Here is a 17261-nt window from a genome sequence, read left to right as displayed (position 1 = left end):
GATAGACAGACAAGCCATGAAGGGGGAAGCGGATGGAACACGCAGTGATTTTTGATATGGATGGAACATTATTTCGGACAGATTTGATTTTAGAGTTAGCACTCGATGAAACGTTCGACTATTTACGAAGTGAAGAAAAATGGATAGGCCCGACACCGATTGATCAATATCGGAACATCATGGGGGTACCGTTGCCTGTTGTTTGGAACACATTGCTCCCGCAATGCGATGAGCAAACTAGAGAAGAGGTCGATGCCTATTTCTTAACACGACTCATCAAAAACATTCAAAACGGGAATGGTGCATTATATGCAGGGGTGTTCGAACTATTTGAACGATTGAATCACCCAATCTTCATTGCGAGCAATGGCTTGGTGGACTATTTACAGGCCATCGTCACGCACTATGAATTGGACCGTTGGATCACAGCAACATACAGTATTCAGCAAATCGATACGTTGGATAAAGCTGATTTAGTGGCTGAAATCGTGAATAAGTATGAACTACAGGATGGCTTCGTAGTCGGAGACAGATTATCGGATATCTCGGCTGCACGAGCGAACGGACTCATTTCGATTGGCTGTCGTTTTGATTTTGCGCAAGAAGCAGAATTGAAAGAAGCGGATTACATCGTGAATCACTTGTCGGAAGTGCTCGACATCGTTTCAAAAGAGACTGCGTTGCGATAAGTGAATCGATTTCTGGATTGGACTCGTAAGTAAAGGACTACAACAAATCGGAGGGATCATCATGCACACGCTCTACATGAAACAAAAAGTGTTCAGTCTACGCGGGCGCTTCACTATCAAAGATGCGGACGGACATGACAAATATTTCATCGAAGGTAGCTTTATGAAGTTTCCGAAGTCGTTTGAAATTAAAGACATGAACGGTCAGACGGTCACAACGATTACGAAAAAGACGTTCAGTTTTTTGCCGAAATTTTTTGTGGAAGTGGACGGCACAGATATGATGACCATCTCGAAAGAGTTTTCATTTTTCAAACCGAAATATTCCATCGATGCAGCCGGGATTGATGTCCAAGGGGACTGGTGGGACATGGATTTTGATGTGACGAAGAACGGACATTCGATTGGAAGTGTACAAAAGAAATGGTTCTCATGGGGCGATAGTTACGAGATTCGTGTCGAAGAACCGGAAATGGAGCATTTGCTCATCTCCATCGTCGTAGCCATCGATTGCGTGAAAGCAGATCAAGCAGCGGCATCTAGCGCAGCAACCTAAAGGGGAGTATCGAATGGAATTTTGGGACGTTTATACGGTCGACCGAGAAAAGACCGGTCGCACGTGGCAACGGGGAAGTCGTTTGCCAGAAGGAGAGTATCACCTTGTCATCCACGTATGTATCTTTAACGAGAAGGGCGAGATGTTGATTCAACAGCGCCAACCGTTCAAGGATGGTTGGGCAAACATGTGGGATATTACAGTCGGTGGAAGTGCCACGGTAGGAGATACAAGCCAGCAAGCGGCGATGCGGGAGCTCGAAGAGGAGATAGGGCTCAAGCTTGATCTATCTCAGACACGACCGCATCTGACAGTCAATTTTGACGAAGGATTTGACGATATCTATTTGGTCGAAATGGAAGTGGATTTGAACGAGCTGACGCTTCAAGAATCTGAAGTGCAAGCCGTGAAGTGGGCGGATGAGGCGACGATTCTGCAGATGATTCAACAGCATGAATTCATACCGTATCACACACCGATGATACCGTTACTGTTTGCCATGCGAGGACAATGGGGAGGGATTGATCGTCATGCATACGTACAAGTGGATAAATGAACCAAAAAGCGTGAACGGATTTGAACCGCTCACTTTCCGCACTTTGCCAGATACGGACTTTTGGCGAAATACACATTACGGATTCAACCGCATGACGGCGCATGCACGACTAACAGACGTCAAAGCCAAACGATTTACATGTCGGGCGACAATCCAAATGGAACCGAGCCATACATATGATCAGGCCGGAATCGTCTTATATGTGAATGATGACCATTGGATCAAGACGTCTGTCGAGTACATTCCGGACGGACCGTCCCATCTTGGCGCAGTCGTCACCTCGTTTGGCTATTCGGATTGGTCGACACGTGATTTTTCAAATGACATGGTTCGCAATCCGTTGACGTTTGAAATCGTGTATACAGATGGAGATGTGGAGATTTTCTTTGAATATGGTGAAGATATGCGTGAACAGCTTCGCATCGCCCATCTTCATGACGTATCGACATTACGTATCGGTCCATATGCCTGTAGCCCGGATGTGAATGCGACAGGTTTTGACGTGACATTTTCGAATTGGGAACTACGGGAAGCATCGACGTGAGTCTAAAAAAAGGAATTTCTCATCGTGAGAAATTCCTTTTTTTAGCGTTTTCGACTGATCAATCGTGCTGTCCGTAAAATTGATGGCAACAATTTACGACGCTGGCGGAACGCAAGATAGCGTCCTTCCCAAGACGGTTTGAATTTCTGCTTGAACTGTCGCAAGCCACTAAACGGATAGATGTAACTGATATTTTCAAAAATGTCGGCGGCGACGCGCTCCGGCCAATGGGAGAATGTCTGCTCTCCGACGGCGGCAAGTGGTGCCACGCCGAGTCCGACATGGTCATAGCCTTCTGCGCGAGCCCATTCGATGATGTGAAGGATTAACACTTCAATCGATCCGGTCGGCGCATCATTTTTCGAACGCATCAAATCGATGGAGATGGCCCCTTCTCCCCGGAGTAGCGAAATGAAAGCCACGACGACACCGTCCGCATCTCGCAACAAGGCAATCGGATAACGTGTCAACGTTTCATAGTCGAAGAATCCGAGAGAGAAGCCTTTCTCATTTCGATTCCCGATCCATTCGTCTGAAATGTCTTTTAACTCTTGTAACAGCAAGAGGCTCGGTTCACAGACGATGTCGAACGTGATTTCCTTCTTCTCAAATTGATTGTAGAGAGAGCGCATATTTGCACGCTTCTTCCCGGATAAGGAGAAGGCCGAGACGTCAATCGTCGCCTCTTCCCCTAATTTGAAGAACGTGAATCCGGCATCATGAAGGCGAGGCATCCAATTCGGTGTAATTTGATAAAATAAAGGAATATACCCGATTCGATCCGCATCTTCAATGAATCGCGTCAAAAGAGAAGTCGCAGCCTGCTTCTCGCCTTGGATATCACCAAGGACGATGGCATGGTTCCGAGACGTCGCAAACAACAGACACGCATCTCCGGCCTCATTCATGTAAAAACGCTTATCTGCCATATGGGCCAAGTCAAAACTGCTCGATGTGGGCTGTGTTGCTTGGAACTGTCGGATGCGATGTTCATCATAGGCTTCTCCAAGCGCCGGACGTTTCCAACGATCGAACAAGAGCAGAAGTACACTTGCTACAATTGAAGTTAACAATAAGACGAACGTCGTCAACCAACCGGCTTGATGCGATGTGAAGAATAAGTCGTCTGTACCTGCGAATGACTGCAACAAGAGGGCGTGGGTGCCGACATAGAGCAGGACGTAAATCAAGCTTCGGATGAGACGTCCTGTCGTTAAAATCGAACGGTATCGGACGTGTCGTTTACGTGTCAACCAGACGAACATCGCAAACCCGATGACGACGAAGGTCTCAAACAGGTTTAAACCACGAGCGATGACTCCGATGGTCGCCAAGATGAAGGCAGTGTTGAGTAACCAGAGCGTTCGTTTTGTCCGAACATACATGCCATAGACGGATAAAAACATGAGAAGTCCGGCACTCAATAAGAAAAGGGTCCCAATCCATTCAAACCAGCGATTCACTTCATAGAGCGGCGTCACGCTCGGGAGAAGCGTCTGGAACCAAATCAACAGACTGCTCATGAGTGCGATGAGACTTCCAGTCAGGCGTCCAATCCTCGCAAGCGTCCGCGAAACGACGCGCCAGACGACGGTCCCGATCTCATAAGAAGACCCGATGATTGGCCGATACTCGATTTGTTTGACGACCTGGTCCCCGAATGCGAGGGCTGCGAGAAAGAGTCCAATTAAAAAAGGGACGACAAAATAAACGAAGCGATAGATGATTAGTGAAGACAAAACGATGTCTTGATGAATCCCAAGTTGAGTCATCCCGACGAGATACAGTAAGTCAAACGTTCCGGCACCTCCAGGGACGAGGGAGACGACACCGACGACCGTCGCGACGATGAATACTCCGAAGAGTTGCACGAACGAGGCCGAACCGTCTAGTAACGTCAAAGCATAAATGGCGACGAACCCTGCGGTGACCCATTCTGCGAGCGAGGTCATCGTATACCCGAGCAGAGTGGACCACCCGATGTTTGATCGGCGCGATGTGACGAACAAATAAAATGGGAGCATCGCACTCACGGCGAGTAACACCGGCCAAATCCATGGTTTCGTACCGATAAGCCCGCCAGCCGGAAAGATTCCGAGGAGCACACCGATGGAAAGAATGGACAGACCACTGATCAGTGTCGGGGTCATCCATCCGATGGCACGGAGCAATCGTTTCGTATCCGTATAGGGACGATAAAGGGAGGTGCGAAGGGCGATCCCGATTACGCCGCCGAAACCGAGCATCCCGTTCATCGAATTCGTGATCCATGCCGTTTGAACGATTTTTCGTTTCGGTAGCTCGATATGTAAAGAGCGTAGCAGGAAATAGTCATAGCCCGTCATCGTCAAGACAGCGAATCCACCGAGCAGGATGAGTGTGAACTGTTCCCAACCGGTCAATTGTTTCAATGTCGTGAAGGCGGTCGCGAGCGAGAGATCTTTCAACTCTTGTCCGCTCTGAATCAAAATCAAACCGATTAACGCTATAGGAATGAGCCATTTTAATTGTTTCCATGAAAAACGAGTACGCATTGCGATCTTCTCCTTATCTGCCATAGGACTGACAGCAGCTTCTGTCTAAATCGTACTATAGGATACGAATGAAATCTGTAAAACGTTTCAAAAAGAGGGGATTGTAAGCGCAAGAAAGAGGACGAAATGTTGATTTTAGATTTGCTACAGTGAGAGAAGAAAGGGGTGTGGAGATATTGACGTTTGACGAAAAGTGGGCGAAAGTGCTCGCCTGCGATGCAACTTATGACGGATTGTTCTATACAGCCGTAAAAACGACAGGGATCTATTGTCGACCATCGTGCCGATCCCGTAAACCGAAGAAAGAGAACGTTGATTTTTATTTAACGAGAGAAGAAGCGGAGACGAATGGATTTCGACCGTGCAAGCGATGTCAGCCAGAAGTCGAACACGCCCCACACCGTGCGCTCGTTCAACAAGTGACGGCGTATCTCGTGAACCATTATAAACAACCCATTCGCCTTGAACAGATTGCCGAACACGCCCAACTGAGTCCCTTTCATTTGGAGCGGACATTCACCCAGGCGACAGGAGAGACTCCGAGACAACTACTTGAACGGATTCGAATCGACAAGGCGGCTTATTTATTGCGAACGACCCACATGAGTAATCTGACGGTCTGCTATGAGGTCGGGTTTCAAACACCATCGAACTTTTACCGTGTGTTCCGACAAGTAAAAGGCTGTACACCGAACATGTATCGAAAAGGAGAGGACCTATGACAGAGATGCTACTTGCTGTTCAGCAGCCGTTTGATTTTCAAGAGTGTCTCGTCTTTTTAAGTCGGTCAGAACAAGAAGTGCTCCATGTGACCACACCTGACACGGTTCGAAAGTTGATGCGAATCGGGGAACGGCTCATCCTGATCGAGCTTCGAGAAGAGGGGAATCACATTCATGTACGGTTCCCTTTCGATGAAGTATCAGAGACAGAAAAAGAACGTGTCGCACGTGAGGTACGAGACTGGTTAGACCTTGATCGTGATTTAGCGCCGTTTGAAGCGATGGGTGAAGAGGATGAATTGCTGGCTCCTTTGATTGAAGCACATCGCGGATTACGGATGATTGGCTTTCCAGATTTGTTCGAAGCACTCGTTTGGGCCATCATCGGGCAACAGATCACCTTGTCGTTTGCGTATACGATCAAACGACGCTTTGTTGAACGATATGGAGACCATCGAGTCGTCGAAGGAAGAGCGTACTGGACGTTCCCGTGGGCGGAACGAATCGCCTTGCTCGATCCGGAAGAATTACGTGAGCTTCAATTCAGTCGCAGGAAAGCAGAGTATGTCATTGATATTGCACGGGAAATAACGAATGGAGACCTGTCAAAAACGGCTTTACAATCACACTCTTCAGCTGATATCCGTCAACGGTTACTCGCGATAAGAGGTGTCGGAGCATGGACGGCAGACTATGTGTTGATGAAGTGTTTTCAGGACGCATCAGCCTTTCCGATTGCGGATGTCGGATTGCATCAAGCGATTCAGCATCAGTTAGGGACAGCGAAGAAACCAACGATTGAAGAAGTGAAGCGTTACGGTGAATCGTGGCAAGGTTGGGAAGGATACGCGACATTCTATCTGTGGAGGTCATTATATGGGAACGTATAAATTAGACGTGGAGACACCGATTGGCGTCCTAGAAATCATCGGGACGGAGCAGGTCGTTCAATCGATCTTATTCGTCGAACGTGAAGGGACGCAATCACCTGAATCAGATATTCCAAATGTATTGCGACAGTGCCGGGAGGAACTAGACTCCTATTTTCGCGGTGAGCGTATGACGTTTACGTTTCCGACTGAGCAAATCGGGACAACGTTTCAGCATGACGTGTGGGATGCGTTACAAACCATCCCGTATGCGAAGACGGCTTCTTACCGCGAACTTGCCGAACGCGTGAAGCGACCTACGGCTGTTCGCGCAGTCGGAGCAACGAACGGACGCAACAAACTGAGCATCGTCGTGCCTTGTCATCGCGTCATCGGATCGACTGGGAAATTGACGGGCTATGCCGGTGGACTTTGGCGAAAAGAATGGCTCCTGCAACATGAAAAACAAGTCGCACATCAACCCCAGTAAAAAAACATTTCCCCCTCCAAATCTGCTACACTAGAAGAGGTCCTATCGTGACGTCGGAATCGACGAAGTTATAGGATGATTCCCGTCACTTATGGAGAAAGTTTTGGAGGAATGCATGATTAAATTATTAGCAGATTCGACGTGTGACTTATCAGATGCAGTGCTTGAACAGTACAATATCGGGGTCGCGCCGTTGATCATCACCATGAATAATATGTCTTACCAGGACCGGGTGGATATCCAGCCGGATGATTTTTACGGAATGTTGGAAGCGCTCCCGGAATTCCCAACGACGGCGATGCCGAGCCCAGCGACGTTCTTACGATTGATGGAAGATGCGGTCGCTGCCGGCCATGAGGAGATTTTATGTATCTGCATGTCGAGTGGGACGAGCGGATCGTATCAATCGGCGGTCATCGGAAAAGAGTACTTTGAAGAAGCGCATCCTGACTCGACTGTGAAGATTCACGTCGTCGACTCTCGTTCGATGAGTCATGGTAGCGGCTGGCTGTTGTTGAAGAGCGCACAGATGCGTGAAGCCAGTGCGACGTTCGAAGAGCTCGTTGACTTCAATGAGACGTACAAGACGAAAGTGAAGCACTTCTTATCCGTAGATGACCTCGACCACTTGATCAAGAGCGGACGAATCTCAAACGCGAGTGCTATCATCGGGAAACTACTGATGGTAAAACCCATCATGAGTATGAAAAACGGGAAAGGTGCCATTGTTGCCAAGGAACGAGGCACCCGTAAAGTGCTGAAGCATTATACGGACGAGTTCGTGAAACGCGTCAACCCGGACATCACGAATTTCGTGATCATCGGGTACACATCGGACCAACGGATTGCGGAGAACTTAAAAGTGAAACTCGAAACCGAAACCGATTTTGCCGGCGAGATTTACCTTATGCAGATGGGTGTCTCGGTCGGGACACATGTCGGGCTTGGTGCCATCTCGATGTTTTTCGTAGAGAAGTGACAAAAGCCGTCTCATCGCGAGACGGCTTATTTGTTTGGCCAAATATGCTCGATGACCGGTGTGCTGTCGTGATAATCGAGACGATAGACATCTGGGTTACGCATCTTACGCCATGTCTCAAAGTCATATTGCGGGTCGAGATGTTGCAATAAGAGTGCGAGCAGATTGCCGTGTGTCACTAATAGGGTCGAAGCATGCGGAGCTTTGGCGTGCTCGACGACTTGTAGGATGCGCTGCGTCGCCTCCTCAGCCGATTCGGCACCAGGCAACTTGAACGTTGGGTCGCTGAACGACTGACGTAATGGGGTCAGCCAGTCTTCGAGCGGTTCGTGAGATAGGATGCGTTCTCTCAGTAACGGTTCACGTTCAATCGAGAGGTGATGAGCATCGGCGAGTGGCGTGACCGAAGCGACTGCACGGGTATAATCGCTTGAGATGATCCGGTCGATTGTGAGTTCAGAAAAGAAATCGCGAAGCCATAAAGACTGGGCGTGACCGTCTTCTGTGAGCGGTGCGTCAGGTTCTTGGCCCGCGGCTGAGCAGTGGCGAATCAAATAGAGTGTGGGCATATGGATTCTCCTTTTTAAACCGTCTAGTTACCAGCAAGATAAGCGTGTCCTCGAGTCATTATGACGTGTGATGTATGTGACATCTTCAAATCCATACCAAGAAGCATTTTGATAGAGTGAATTGAGCATCTCTTGGTCTTTACAGTAGATTGTGACGTCTTGACTGTCCGTCACCAATAGAGCGAATTCACACGTACTATGTAAAAAGTCTTCATACGTTGCGATTTCCGAGGACATATTCGGTTGGAACGCCTTGATATCAACGAAAATCAAATAGTGTTCATGATACGTGAGCAGTTCAGCGAATTGACGACCATCGATTACGATCGAATCCGAAAATAACAGGCGATCCAGTTGCCCATCTTTCACAATATATGATTCCTCATCAACCACGTTCCATCGGTATTGATCAAGAGGGATTGGACTTAAGATTGCTTTTAGAAATTGCCCATATTGATTGGGAATTGTAAAACGTAAACCACGCCTCAAAAGAACACCTCCTTCATTTGATGGGGTCATCCCATTTTCATAAAAAGTTTCAACACGAAAAATCATACATAACCCTTATCATTCATCACAAAAGAGTTATAATCGGTATAACGATTATAAAATATATGATTGAGGAATGGGGATTCTTCAATCATATGACAAAAAATTCAGGGGATAAGGATGGGGTTTTCATGAGCAGTACGCAAACGAGAACAGACGTCATTTTGATTGGGGCAGGGATTATGAGCGCAACGCTCGGTTCACTCTTTAAAGAGCTCGTACCGGAGTGGAACATCAAAGTGTTCGAAAAGCTCGATGCAGCAGGGGAAGAAAGTTCAAACGAATGGAATAACGCGGGTACGGGACATGCCGCACTTTGCGAATTAAACTATACAACAGAGAACGCAGACGGGACGATTGACATCTCCAAAGCGGTCAACGTCAACGAGCAGTTCCAAATCTCGCGCCAGTTTTGGGCGCACCTCGTCAAGCAGGGACTGATTGAGAATCCAGGAGCCTTTATTCGTTCAATCCCACATATGAGCATGGTCCAAGGGGAGAAGAACGTCAACTTTTTGAAACGTCGTTTGGAAGCGCTCACAACGAATCCTTTATTTGAAGGGATGGTCTTATCAGACGACCCGAATGAATTACAGGAATGGATCCCGCTCATCATGGACGGACGGACACCGGATGAACCGATTGCTGCGACGAAAATCGACTCAGGGACAGACGTGAACTTTGGCGCATTGACACGTATGTTGTTCGACCATCTCACATCGAACGGGGTCGAGGTCAACTACGGTCATAGCGTCGAGGACGTGAAGCGCCTCGAGAACGGTCATTGGGAAGTGAAAGTGAAAGACATGTCTCGAAATACGATTGAGACGCATACGGCACCATTTCTCTTTATCGGAGGCGGTGGTGGCAGTTTGCCGCTCTTACAAAAGACAGGGATCCCGGAATCGAAACAAATCGGTGGGTTCCCGGTCAGCGGTCTGTTCCTCGTTTGTAAAAATCGTGAGGTCATCGAGCAACATCATGCCAAAGTGTATGGGAAGGCGAAGGTTGGGGCACCACCGATGTCGGTCCCGCATCTCGACACTCGTTTTATCGATGGACGCAAAGAGTTGCTGTTTGGACCGTTCGCCGGCTTCACACCGAAATTCTTAAAAACAGGATCGAACTTGGATTTGATTCGTTCGGTCAAGCCGAACAACGTCATCACGATGCTTGCCGCAGGGGCGAAAGAGATGCCACTTACGAAATACTTGATCGAGCAGGTACTCTTATCTCACGACAAACGGATGGATGAACTCCGTGAATTCATCCCGAATGCCAAGAATGAAGATTGGGAGATCGTCGTGGCAGGGCAACGTGTTCAGGTCATCAAAGATACACCGCAAGGAAAAGGAACGCTTCAATTCGGAACGGAAGTCGTCAGTGCCGAAGATGGGTCGGTCGCGGCGCTTCTCGGTGCTTCTCCAGGCGCATCGACGGCCGTGCACGTCATGTTGAAAGTGCTCGAGCAGTGCTTCCCGCAACACTTACCGGAGTGGGAAGCGAAAATCAAAGAAATGGTACCGTCGTATGGATTGAAGCTGTCGGAACACCCGGATTTATTCAAGACGATTCACGAATCGACGGCGGTCACGCTCGGTTTAGAGGAAAAGGACATGGTCCACAATTAATTGATTCAAGACGAGCATACAATCGTATGCTCGTCTTTTGTATAGAAAAAAGCGACCTCCTATCGGGCCGCTCATACCATTTTGAGAAACGTCTTTGCCTGCTGTTCGAGTGTAGCGGCTGAATCTGCTAATTTTTCGAACTCTCGGACCGTATGCTCGAGTTGTCCCGAGCTATCTTTGACTTTATGAGAAATTCGTCCGATGCTCATCGACACGTCATCGATGCGTTTCACAATGCCTTCAATGTTGTTGTTCACTTCTGTAATGGAGAGTGAGACTTTGTTTGAGAGATTGCGCACCTCTGTCGCGACGACATTGAAGCCGCGTCCATGTTCACCTGCGCGTGCCGCCTCGATTGCGGCATTGAGTGCGAGAAGGTTGGTTTGGGCAGCGATTTCACGAATCGTTCGGACAATATCCGTGATCGTCTTCGCCTCTTGTTGGAGAGCATGTAAATGCTCTAGGTTTTGAGTCGATTCTTGTTCAATCAGTTTGACGTTTTCGAGTACGTGTTCTCCGTCTTGTTTCCCGATTTGGGACTGGGCAGATAAGTATTCAGACGTCTCTTGAAGATTATTCGCCATGTGGAGTACGTCTTGTTGCCGTGACGTGATATCGGCTGCAATCTTTGAGACGCCGATGACGTTCTGGTGGGCATCATCGAAGATCGGCATGTAGGTCGCCTCTAGCCAGACACTATGACCATCTGCGGCACGTCGTTCAATCTTGTCGTGATAACTCAACCCTTGCATGAGCTTACGCCAAAACAGGTCGTATTGGGGACTGTTCGCGAACTCGGGCAAGCAAAGATCACGATGGGGGCGTCCCATCAGTTCCTTGACTTCGTAGCCCATCGTTTTGGCAAAAATCTCATTGACGTAGGCGACACGACGATTTTCATCAAAGCGAATGATGGCCAGATTGTTTTCGATTGCCCGAACGACGTGCGTGTCGGTGACATGGGTCGTACTAGAGTGCAGTTGCATCCTAACATCCTCCCTATATCGGTTGATTTGTTTGTATTAGGATACCCGATAACTGTCAAAATAAGTATATGATTGTAGCAAAATAAAAAGACCACTTCCAAATGGAAGGGTCAAGGTGTGAGTGTCGCCATGCTTTCATGTAAGTACTCGCCAATCGTGCGCTCGATGTCGCTCTCTGAACGCTCGAGAGCAAGGGAGAGTTCTTTCACCAAAATCGTTTTGGCATTCTCTAAAATTTTACGATCTTGTTCGTATAGCTTTTTGTTCGCTTGAAGTGCCTCGATGTGTCGACGGCTCAATGTATTCACGACTTGGGCAATCTCGTGACGGTTTCCTGAATGCACGACATTCAAAAATTCACGATTGCGATTGTTGGAATGAGGATTCCATTCCATGCCAGGCGAGCGGAACGACTCTAAAATCTCTGATGCCTCGTCTGCTTCCAGTAACGTCAACATCATCACGTTGTCATTATCGACGGGAATGCTGATTTGCAACTTTTGTGAGTTGTTGATGGGGTGAAGCGTATAGTACGATTTCGTCTCTCCTGCGACCGTTTTGTCCGAAATGTCGTCGATGCGACATACGCCATGGGTCGAGTAGATGATTAAGTCTCCAGTTTTAAACAAGTCGATCACCTCTTCCTTACCTATAAGCATAGTCATTCAGAAGATGAAATGTCAACTCGGTTGACGTTTCGAGTCATGTATGCATATGAAAAACCGTGTCGCCTTCAAGCTGACACGGTCATAGTTTCCAATCCAAGCGTAGAATGGTTTTCAGTTGTTCAAACGCCTCTTGACCGATGCTTTCTTGGATCCGTTGCTCAAGCTGCGCTTTGAGCGTCTCGTTTTGCTCATAACAAGTGTGACCGAGCGAGGTCAACTCGATACATTTGTCTTTTCGATTTTGTGGATGGTCTGTTACGAGAACGAGCGCTTTACTTTCGAGGTTCTTGATCAGTTTATGAATCGCTTGTCGAGAAATATGGACACTGCGCGTAACCTCGGCAATCGTTCTTTTCGACTGATAAAGTGTCGCGAGAATATACCATTCCGAGTTCGAGAGTTGGATATCACTTTGTTCATTCCAAGATTGTTCACTCATACGTCGAACTTGATCATTGCGCTCTGACAATAAATCAAGTAGACGGGTTGACGTTGATGGAGTCAAATCAAGTCACTCCTCTTTCATTTCCGGCTTTTAGACGTTCCTAACTATACAAAAGCAACTATACCCCGTCAACGTCAATCTAGAACAAAACGGGGCACATGGCCCCGTTTTGATTAGCAGTGTTTATTTTTGAAGTCGATGACCATAGCGATACTGACGCGATCTCCAACTTTCAAACTCGTAACATCGTCTGCGATTTGAGATATGATCTCAATCCCTTCATGACCGAGCACACGTCCTTGGACATCACCGAAGTCACCCGCGGCGACGTGAAGGTCTGTGTGACACACGCCACAATACTCGACATCGACGAGCGCTTCGCCTGTTTATAATGGAAAGAACGGAATAGAAGTGTTTTATTTTTGAATAGCATTTGTCTGAAAGATGAACTTTTCTCACACAAAGATTTAGGGAAATAGAGATAGAGAAAGTAGACGAAAGGAGTGTTATTTATATGACACGAATAGCGTTATTTCACACATATAAATCAAAGATTTTGCAGCTATCAAATTTAGAAGAAGAGACGTTGAAAAATGAAGACTTTTTGTTAGACCGTGATGAAAAGAAACAACTTGAGATCTATTACGCACCGTTTGAATACATCAATCCAAACGCGAAAGTCGTCATCGCGGGAATCACGCCAGGCTTGTATCAAATGCGTCAGTCGTTCGAGGCAATCCGTGACTTGAAGGATGCAACAGACGAAGAGGCGCTTCGAGCCGTCAAACAACGTGGCAGTTTTTCCGGTCCGATTCGAAAGAACTTAGTGACGATGCTGGATGATTTGGAGTTACATCATCATTTGGGAATTGAATCATCCCTCGATTTGTTTGGATCAGCGAACCATCTCGTTCAAAACACGGCGGTCCTCCCTTATCCCGTCTTCTATAAAGGCAAGAACTATAACGGATCGAGCCCGGATATGATTCGAACAGAGCTGTTTCGACCATACGTAGAAGGAATCTTCGCAGAAGAGATGGCCCATCTTCAAGATGCACTCATCCTACCGATGGGCGTGAACGTGAGGCGAGCCGTGGAGTTATTGGTTGAGCGAGGGCTCTTGGATCAAGATCGCGTAGTGAGTGGGTTTCCACATCCGTCTGGTGGGAACGGTCATCGCCATCGCATCTTCGCCGAAAATCGAGACGCCATGAAACGACACATTGCTGAACATTTCAAAAGACATCCACTCTGAACCGCAGGGGGGTTCTTTTCATGTGAGCACATGAACTGACACCGACTCTTTACTTCGATAAAATGATAAACGGTTGACTCACTCACGAGATGTAGAAAGGATGTCCGCCATGATCACATTGTCGTCCGTCCATAAGCGTTATGGACAAGAGATGGCCGTCCGCGATGTATCGCTTCATATTCGAAAAGGGGAGATTTACGGCATCATCGGCGCGAGCGGTGCCGGGAAGTCGACGCTTCTTCGATTGATGAATTTGTTGGAGAAACCGGATGCTGGGAGCGTCACGGTCGATGGCGACCAGTTGACCGAACTCTCCAACCGGGAACTACGCAAGAAGCGCCATCGAATCGGTATGATTTTTCAACAATTTAATCTTGTTGCGAATAAGAACGTCTTTGATAACGTCCTCGATTCACTGAAGCTTGCCAAACGGACGAAATCATCATGGGAGACACGCGTGATGGAATGTCTCCGGTTCGTTGGACTCGAAGCGTATCGCGATAAATATCCTTCCCAGTTGAGTGGGGGACAGAAGCAACGTGTCGCGATCGCAAGGGCACTCGCGAGCGAACCGAGCGTACTCCTCTGCGATGAACCGACCTCTTCTCTCGACCCGAATACGACGGCAGAAGTGCTGCGTGTCCTCGAGTCGGTCAACGAACAACTCGGTGTCACCGTCGTTCTCGTCACGCATGAGATGGATGTCATCCGTCAAATCTGTCATCGCGTCACCGTCATGGCAGACGGATCCGTTCATGAGACGATTGAGAGGGAGCCGACAGGGGTGGTCACCATTGATCAGAATCCAAGTTGGTTCGTCGAACAGTTGCGAGAGGAAGGTGAAGCGAATGCCTGAAATCTTGGTCCGCTATCAATCAGAGATTTGGCAGTCCATTGCCGAGACGTTCATTATGGTCGGGGTATCGATTCTCGCCGCTATTCTAGTCGGATTGCCATTAGGCACGTGGCTTTACCTTTCGCGTAAAGGACAATTGTTAGAGAATCAAATCGTCTTCTCCGTCCTCAATCTGGTCGTGAACATCGTCCGGTCTTTCCCGTTCTTGTTACTCGTCGTGTTTTTGATTCCATTTACACGGCTTATTATCGGGACGGCCATCGGAACAGCAGCAGCGACAGTGCCGCTCTCCATCATTGCCATTGCACATTATGCGCGCCTCGTCGAACAGTCATTGATTGATGTCCCACGCGGGGTCATCGAAGCGGCACTCTCGATGGGCGCAACGGTTAAAGACATCATCTTTAAGTTTCTATATGTGGAAGCCCGGTCCGGTCTTGTCCTTGGATTGACTACATCCATCATCAGTTTTATCTCATACTCGACGATTATGGGAGTCGTCGGGGGTGGTGGCATCGGTGACTTTGCCATCCGTTATGGATATCAACAATTTCAGACAGAACTCATGCTCTATATGATTCTCATCATGCTCGTCTTCGTACAGTTGATTCAATTCACGGGCACGACCGTGGCACGCATCATCGACAAACGCTAAATAGAAAGTAGGAAATGAATATGAAAAAATTGATGGCTCTTCTTGCCTCACTCACACTCGTCCTCGCAGCATGTGGGAACGATACAGAAACACAAACGGAACAAGCAAATGAACCACAGACATTGAAAGTCGCATCACTCATCCCACCGATGACAGATATGCTTGAAATCGCGAAAGAACAGCTCGCGGAAGACGACATCGAACTCGAAATCGTCGTTCTCGGAGACAACGTTCAACCGAACTCGGCACTTGCGGCGAAAGAAGTCGATGCGAACTTCTTCCAACACGTTCCGTACATGGAGGAGTTCAACCGCAGCAACGATGCGAATCTCGTTCCAATCGAACCGATTTATTTCGCAAACTATGGTGTATACGCAAAAAACTATGACAAGATGGAAGACATTCCGGAAGGCGCAACGATTGCGATCGCCAACGACGTATCGAACATCGACCGTTCGCTCTCCCTTCTCGCACAACATGATGTGATCGAGCTCGGAGAGAAAGAAGGCACGTACTATACACAGGCCGATATCACATCGAACCCGAAAAACTTCAAATTTGAAGAAGTCGACTTATTGATGCTCGCGCGCGCGTACGATGATGTCGATGCGGTCTTGATGACACCGGCTTACGCTGCACCGCTCGGTTTGACACCGAAGAGTGACGCACTCTTAACAGAAGGCGTCGAGAATGATTTCGCCATCACGCTTGTCGCACGTGAAGACAACCAGGATGACGAAGCGATCCAAAAACTCGGCGAAGCGCTCACAAGTGACGAAGTCCGTGCGTTCTTGCAAGAAAACTATGATGAAACGGCCATTCCGGCGTTTTAAACAAAAAGATTGAGCCATCTAGGCTCAATCTTTTTTAGTACTCTTCGTATTCTCGCGGGTCTTGGTCATCGATGCGACCATCCTGCTTCGTCAACGCATTGAGCGTCTCCATCTCTTCATCCGTCAATTCGAAGTTGAAGACGTCGAGATTCTCTTTTTGGTGCAACTCGCTAGACGAGCGGGCGAGCGGGATGACACCAAGCTGCACGTGCCAACGCAAGATGACTTGAGACACGCTCTTTCCTTTTTGTTTGGCGAGCTCGGTGATCTTTTCGTCATGGATGACCGTGCGGGCGCGACTGAGCGGGCTCCACGCTTCTGTGATGATGCCGCGTTCTTTATCGGCTTTCCGCTGTTCGACTTGAGAGAAGTACGGGTGTAACTCGATTTGGTTAATGACCGGTGTTTCTCCCGTTTCTTCAATCAAGCGGTCAAGGTGCTCCGTCATGAAGTTCGATACCCCAATAGAGCGGATCCATCCGTTTTTCTTCGCTTGAATCAAGGCACGCCATGCCTCAACGTACTTGTCTTGTTTAGGGTTTGGCCAATGCAAGAGGAACAAATCCCAATAGTCGAGGTTCGCTCGATATAGGGACTCTCGAATCATCTCGAGCGCCTGATCGTAGTCATAATATTGCGCGCGCAGTTTCGATGTTAAGAAAAGTTGTTCACGCGGGATGCCGGATTGGCGAACCGCTTCACCGACCGCGCCTTCATTATCGTAGCGAATCGCCGAATCGATGAGTCGATATCCGTTCCGGATGGCGCACGTGATGGCGTCGACCCCTGCTTCACCTTTTAAATAAACCGTCCCGAGTCCGATGGCCGGAATCTCATAACCGTCATGTAGCTTGATTGTTGGAATACCCATCAAA

20 protein-coding genes and 1 pseudogene are annotated in these 17261 nt (G+C 48.1%); 13 read left to right on the top strand and 8 right to left on the bottom strand.

Annotation, left to right across the window (positions count from 1 at the left end; all coding sequences use genetic code 11):
- Positions 1–32: 32 nt before the first annotated feature.
- The 4 genes from KNO69_RS11970 (at position 33) to KNO69_RS11955 (ending at position 2345) form a co-directional block, all read left to right on the top strand.
- The gene (locus KNO69_RS11970) at positions 33–689 is read left to right on the top strand and encodes an HAD hydrolase-like protein (protein WP_214818276.1); all 657 of its coding nucleotides are present in this window, start codon (positions 33–35) and stop codon (positions 687–689) included.
- A gap of 61 nt (positions 690–750) precedes the next feature.
- The gene (locus KNO69_RS11965; protein ID WP_214818272.1) at positions 751–1245 is read left to right on the top strand and encodes an LURP-one-related/scramblase family protein; all 495 of its coding nucleotides are present in this window, start codon (positions 751–753) and stop codon (positions 1243–1245) included.
- A 13-nt stretch (positions 1246–1258) separates the two neighbouring features.
- Positions 1259–1801 (top strand): NUDIX hydrolase, encoded by a 543-nt coding sequence (locus tag KNO69_RS11960; protein WP_214818270.1) that lies wholly within the window; start codon positions 1259–1261, stop codon positions 1799–1801.
- On the top strand, positions 1776–2345 hold the full coding sequence (locus tag KNO69_RS11955; RefSeq protein WP_078145990.1) for a DUF1349 domain-containing protein: 570 nt from the start codon (positions 1776–1778) through the stop codon (positions 2343–2345). The genes KNO69_RS11960 and KNO69_RS11955 overlap by 26 nt, the downstream gene beginning before the upstream one ends.
- A 41-nt stretch (positions 2346–2386) precedes the next feature.
- Here KNO69_RS11955 and mprF read toward each other — a convergent pair whose 3' ends face one another.
- Positions 2387–4879, bottom strand: a complete 2493-nt coding sequence (gene mprF / locus KNO69_RS11950) for a bifunctional lysylphosphatidylglycerol flippase/synthetase MprF (RefSeq protein WP_214818268.1) — start codon at positions 4877–4879, stop codon at positions 2387–2389.
- 173 nt (positions 4880–5052) lie between these two features.
- Between mprF and KNO69_RS11945 the strand changes: the two genes are divergently transcribed.
- The 4 genes from KNO69_RS11945 to KNO69_RS11930 all read left to right on the top strand — a co-directional run bounded on the left by KNO69_RS11945 (position 5053) and on the right by KNO69_RS11930 (position 7939).
- Positions 5053–5601, top strand: a complete 549-nt coding sequence (locus KNO69_RS11945) for a bifunctional transcriptional activator/DNA repair enzyme AdaA (RefSeq protein WP_214818348.1) — start codon at positions 5053–5055, stop codon at positions 5599–5601.
- Entirely contained in the window at positions 5598–6491 is an 894-nt protein-coding gene (locus KNO69_RS11940) for a DNA-3-methyladenine glycosylase family protein (RefSeq protein WP_214818266.1), read from the top strand. Before KNO69_RS11945 ends, KNO69_RS11940 begins: the two co-directional genes overlap by 4 nt.
- The gene (locus KNO69_RS11935; RefSeq protein WP_214818264.1) at positions 6478–6960 is read left to right on the top strand and encodes a methylated-DNA--[protein]-cysteine S-methyltransferase; all 483 of its coding nucleotides are present in this window, start codon (positions 6478–6480) and stop codon (positions 6958–6960) included. Before KNO69_RS11940 ends, KNO69_RS11935 begins: the two co-directional genes overlap by 14 nt.
- A gap of 115 nt (positions 6961–7075) precedes the next feature.
- Entirely contained in the window at positions 7076–7939 is an 864-nt protein-coding gene (locus KNO69_RS11930; protein WP_214818262.1) for a DegV family protein, read from the top strand.
- A 26-nt stretch (positions 7940–7965) separates the two neighbouring features.
- Here the strand turns inward: KNO69_RS11930 and KNO69_RS11925 are convergent, their stop codons facing one another.
- On the bottom strand, positions 7966–8508 hold the full coding sequence (locus KNO69_RS11925; RefSeq protein WP_047795747.1) for a histidine phosphatase family protein: 543 nt from the start codon (positions 8506–8508) through the stop codon (positions 7966–7968).
- Between the two features lie 27 nt (positions 8509–8535).
- Positions 8536–8997 carry a DUF2691 family protein gene (locus KNO69_RS11920; protein WP_214818259.1) on the bottom strand — a complete coding sequence of 154 codons (462 nt, stop codon included), beginning with the start codon at positions 8995–8997 and terminating at the stop codon, positions 8536–8538.
- A gap of 191 nt (positions 8998–9188) precedes the next feature.
- Between KNO69_RS11920 and KNO69_RS11915 the strand changes: the two genes are divergently transcribed.
- A complete protein-coding gene (locus KNO69_RS11915; RefSeq protein WP_214818256.1) occupies positions 9189–10688 on the top strand; it encodes a malate:quinone oxidoreductase in 1500 nt (499 codons plus the stop codon).
- Positions 10689–10759: 71 nt separating this feature from the next.
- Here the strand turns inward: KNO69_RS11915 and KNO69_RS15415 are convergent, their stop codons facing one another.
- The 4 genes and pseudogenes from KNO69_RS15415 to KNO69_RS11895 all read right to left on the bottom strand — a co-directional run.
- A complete protein-coding gene (locus KNO69_RS15415) occupies positions 10760–11674 on the bottom strand; it encodes a methyl-accepting chemotaxis protein (RefSeq protein ID WP_159563230.1) in 915 nt (304 codons plus the stop codon).
- 110 nt (positions 11675–11784) lie between these two features.
- Positions 11785–12312, bottom strand: a complete 528-nt coding sequence (locus tag KNO69_RS11905) for a CarD family transcriptional regulator (protein ID WP_353047491.1) — start codon at positions 12310–12312, stop codon at positions 11785–11787.
- Positions 12313–12421: 109 nt separating this feature from the next.
- Positions 12422–12847 (bottom strand): MarR family winged helix-turn-helix transcriptional regulator, encoded by a 426-nt coding sequence (locus KNO69_RS11900; RefSeq protein ID WP_214684958.1) that lies wholly within the window; start codon positions 12845–12847, stop codon positions 12422–12424.
- A gap of 113 nt (positions 12848–12960) precedes the next feature.
- A pseudogene (locus KNO69_RS11895) lies at positions 12961–13173 on the bottom strand (alcohol dehydrogenase catalytic domain-containing protein); the annotation flags it as partial.
- A 128-nt stretch (positions 13174–13301) separates the two neighbouring features.
- On the opposite strand from KNO69_RS11895, the gene KNO69_RS11890 reads away from it, so the two are divergent.
- The 4 genes from KNO69_RS11890 (at position 13302) to KNO69_RS11875 (ending at position 16386) form a co-directional block, all read left to right on the top strand.
- Positions 13302–14042 (top strand): hypothetical protein, encoded by a 741-nt coding sequence (locus KNO69_RS11890; RefSeq protein WP_214784505.1) that lies wholly within the window; start codon positions 13302–13304, stop codon positions 14040–14042.
- A 109-nt stretch (positions 14043–14151) separates the two neighbouring features.
- Complete coding sequence (locus KNO69_RS11885; RefSeq protein WP_214784502.1) at positions 14152–14898, top strand: methionine ABC transporter ATP-binding protein; 747 nt, start codon at positions 14152–14154, stop codon at positions 14896–14898.
- Positions 14891–15553: a methionine ABC transporter permease gene (locus tag KNO69_RS11880; RefSeq protein ID WP_214784498.1), complete on the top strand. Its 663-nt coding sequence runs from the start codon at positions 14891–14893 to the stop codon at positions 15551–15553. The genes KNO69_RS11885 and KNO69_RS11880 overlap by 8 nt, the downstream gene beginning before the upstream one ends.
- Positions 15554–15573: 20 nt before the next feature.
- Positions 15574–16386 (top strand): MetQ/NlpA family ABC transporter substrate-binding protein, encoded by an 813-nt coding sequence (locus KNO69_RS11875; protein ID WP_078146002.1) that lies wholly within the window; start codon positions 15574–15576, stop codon positions 16384–16386.
- A 34-nt stretch (positions 16387–16420) separates the two neighbouring features.
- Here KNO69_RS11875 and KNO69_RS11870 read toward each other — a convergent pair whose 3' ends face one another.
- Positions 16421–17257: an aldo/keto reductase gene (locus KNO69_RS11870; protein ID WP_214818252.1), complete on the bottom strand. Its 837-nt coding sequence runs from the start codon at positions 17255–17257 to the stop codon at positions 16421–16423.
- Between the last annotated feature and the right edge of the window lie 4 nt (positions 17258–17261).

It is taken from the genome of Exiguobacterium sp. s131, from assembly GCF_018617345.1.
Classification (GTDB): Bacteria; Bacillota; Bacilli; order Exiguobacteriales; family Exiguobacteriaceae; genus Exiguobacterium; species Exiguobacterium profundum.
The sequence above is the reverse complement of the archived record's forward strand: the minus strand, read 5'-3'. Positions and strand labels throughout refer to the sequence as shown.

What these genes read in the sequence shown, in the direction of transcription:
- KNO69_RS11930 (WP_214818262.1), top strand. Translation starts at nt 7,076, where the DNA reads ATGATTAAATTATTAGCAGATTCGACGTGTGACTTATCAGATGCAGTG.
- KNO69_RS11965 (WP_214818272.1), top strand. Translation starts at nt 751, where the DNA reads ATGCACACGCTCTACATGAAACAAAAAGTGTTCAGTCTACGCGGGCGC.
- KNO69_RS11940 (WP_214818266.1), top strand. Translation starts at nt 5,598, where the DNA reads ATGACAGAGATGCTACTTGCTGTTCAGCAGCCGTTTGATTTTCAAGAG.
- KNO69_RS11970 (WP_214818276.1), top strand. Translation starts at nt 33, where the DNA reads ATGGAACACGCAGTGATTTTTGATATGGATGGAACATTATTTCGGACA.
- KNO69_RS11890 (WP_214784505.1), top strand. Translation starts at nt 13,302, where the DNA reads ATGACACGAATAGCGTTATTTCACACATATAAATCAAAGATTTTGCAG.
- KNO69_RS11885 (WP_214784502.1), top strand. Translation starts at nt 14,152, where the DNA reads ATGATCACATTGTCGTCCGTCCATAAGCGTTATGGACAAGAGATGGCC.
- KNO69_RS11960 (WP_214818270.1), top strand. Translation starts at nt 1,259, where the DNA reads ATGGAATTTTGGGACGTTTATACGGTCGACCGAGAAAAGACCGGTCGC.
- KNO69_RS11915 (WP_214818256.1), top strand. Translation starts at nt 9,189, where the DNA reads ATGAGCAGTACGCAAACGAGAACAGACGTCATTTTGATTGGGGCAGGG.
- KNO69_RS11880 (WP_214784498.1), top strand. Translation starts at nt 14,891, where the DNA reads ATGCCTGAAATCTTGGTCCGCTATCAATCAGAGATTTGGCAGTCCATT.
- KNO69_RS15415 (WP_159563230.1), bottom strand. Translation starts at nt 11,674, where the DNA reads ATGCAACTGCACTCTAGTACGACCCATGTCACCGACACGCACGTCGTT.
- KNO69_RS11955 (WP_078145990.1), top strand. Translation starts at nt 1,776, where the DNA reads ATGCATACGTACAAGTGGATAAATGAACCAAAAAGCGTGAACGGATTT.
- KNO69_RS11870 (WP_214818252.1), bottom strand. Translation starts at nt 17,257, where the DNA reads ATGGGTATTCCAACAATCAAGCTACATGACGGTTATGAGATTCCGGCC.
- KNO69_RS11925 (WP_047795747.1), bottom strand. Translation starts at nt 8,508, where the DNA reads ATGCCCACACTCTATTTGATTCGCCACTGCTCAGCCGCGGGCCAAGAA.
- KNO69_RS11875 (WP_078146002.1), top strand. Translation starts at nt 15,574, where the DNA reads ATGAAAAAATTGATGGCTCTTCTTGCCTCACTCACACTCGTCCTCGCA.
- KNO69_RS11935 (WP_214818264.1), top strand. Translation starts at nt 6,478, where the DNA reads ATGGGAACGTATAAATTAGACGTGGAGACACCGATTGGCGTCCTAGAA.
- mprF (WP_214818268.1), bottom strand. Translation starts at nt 4,879, where the DNA reads ATGCGTACTCGTTTTTCATGGAAACAATTAAAATGGCTCATTCCTATA.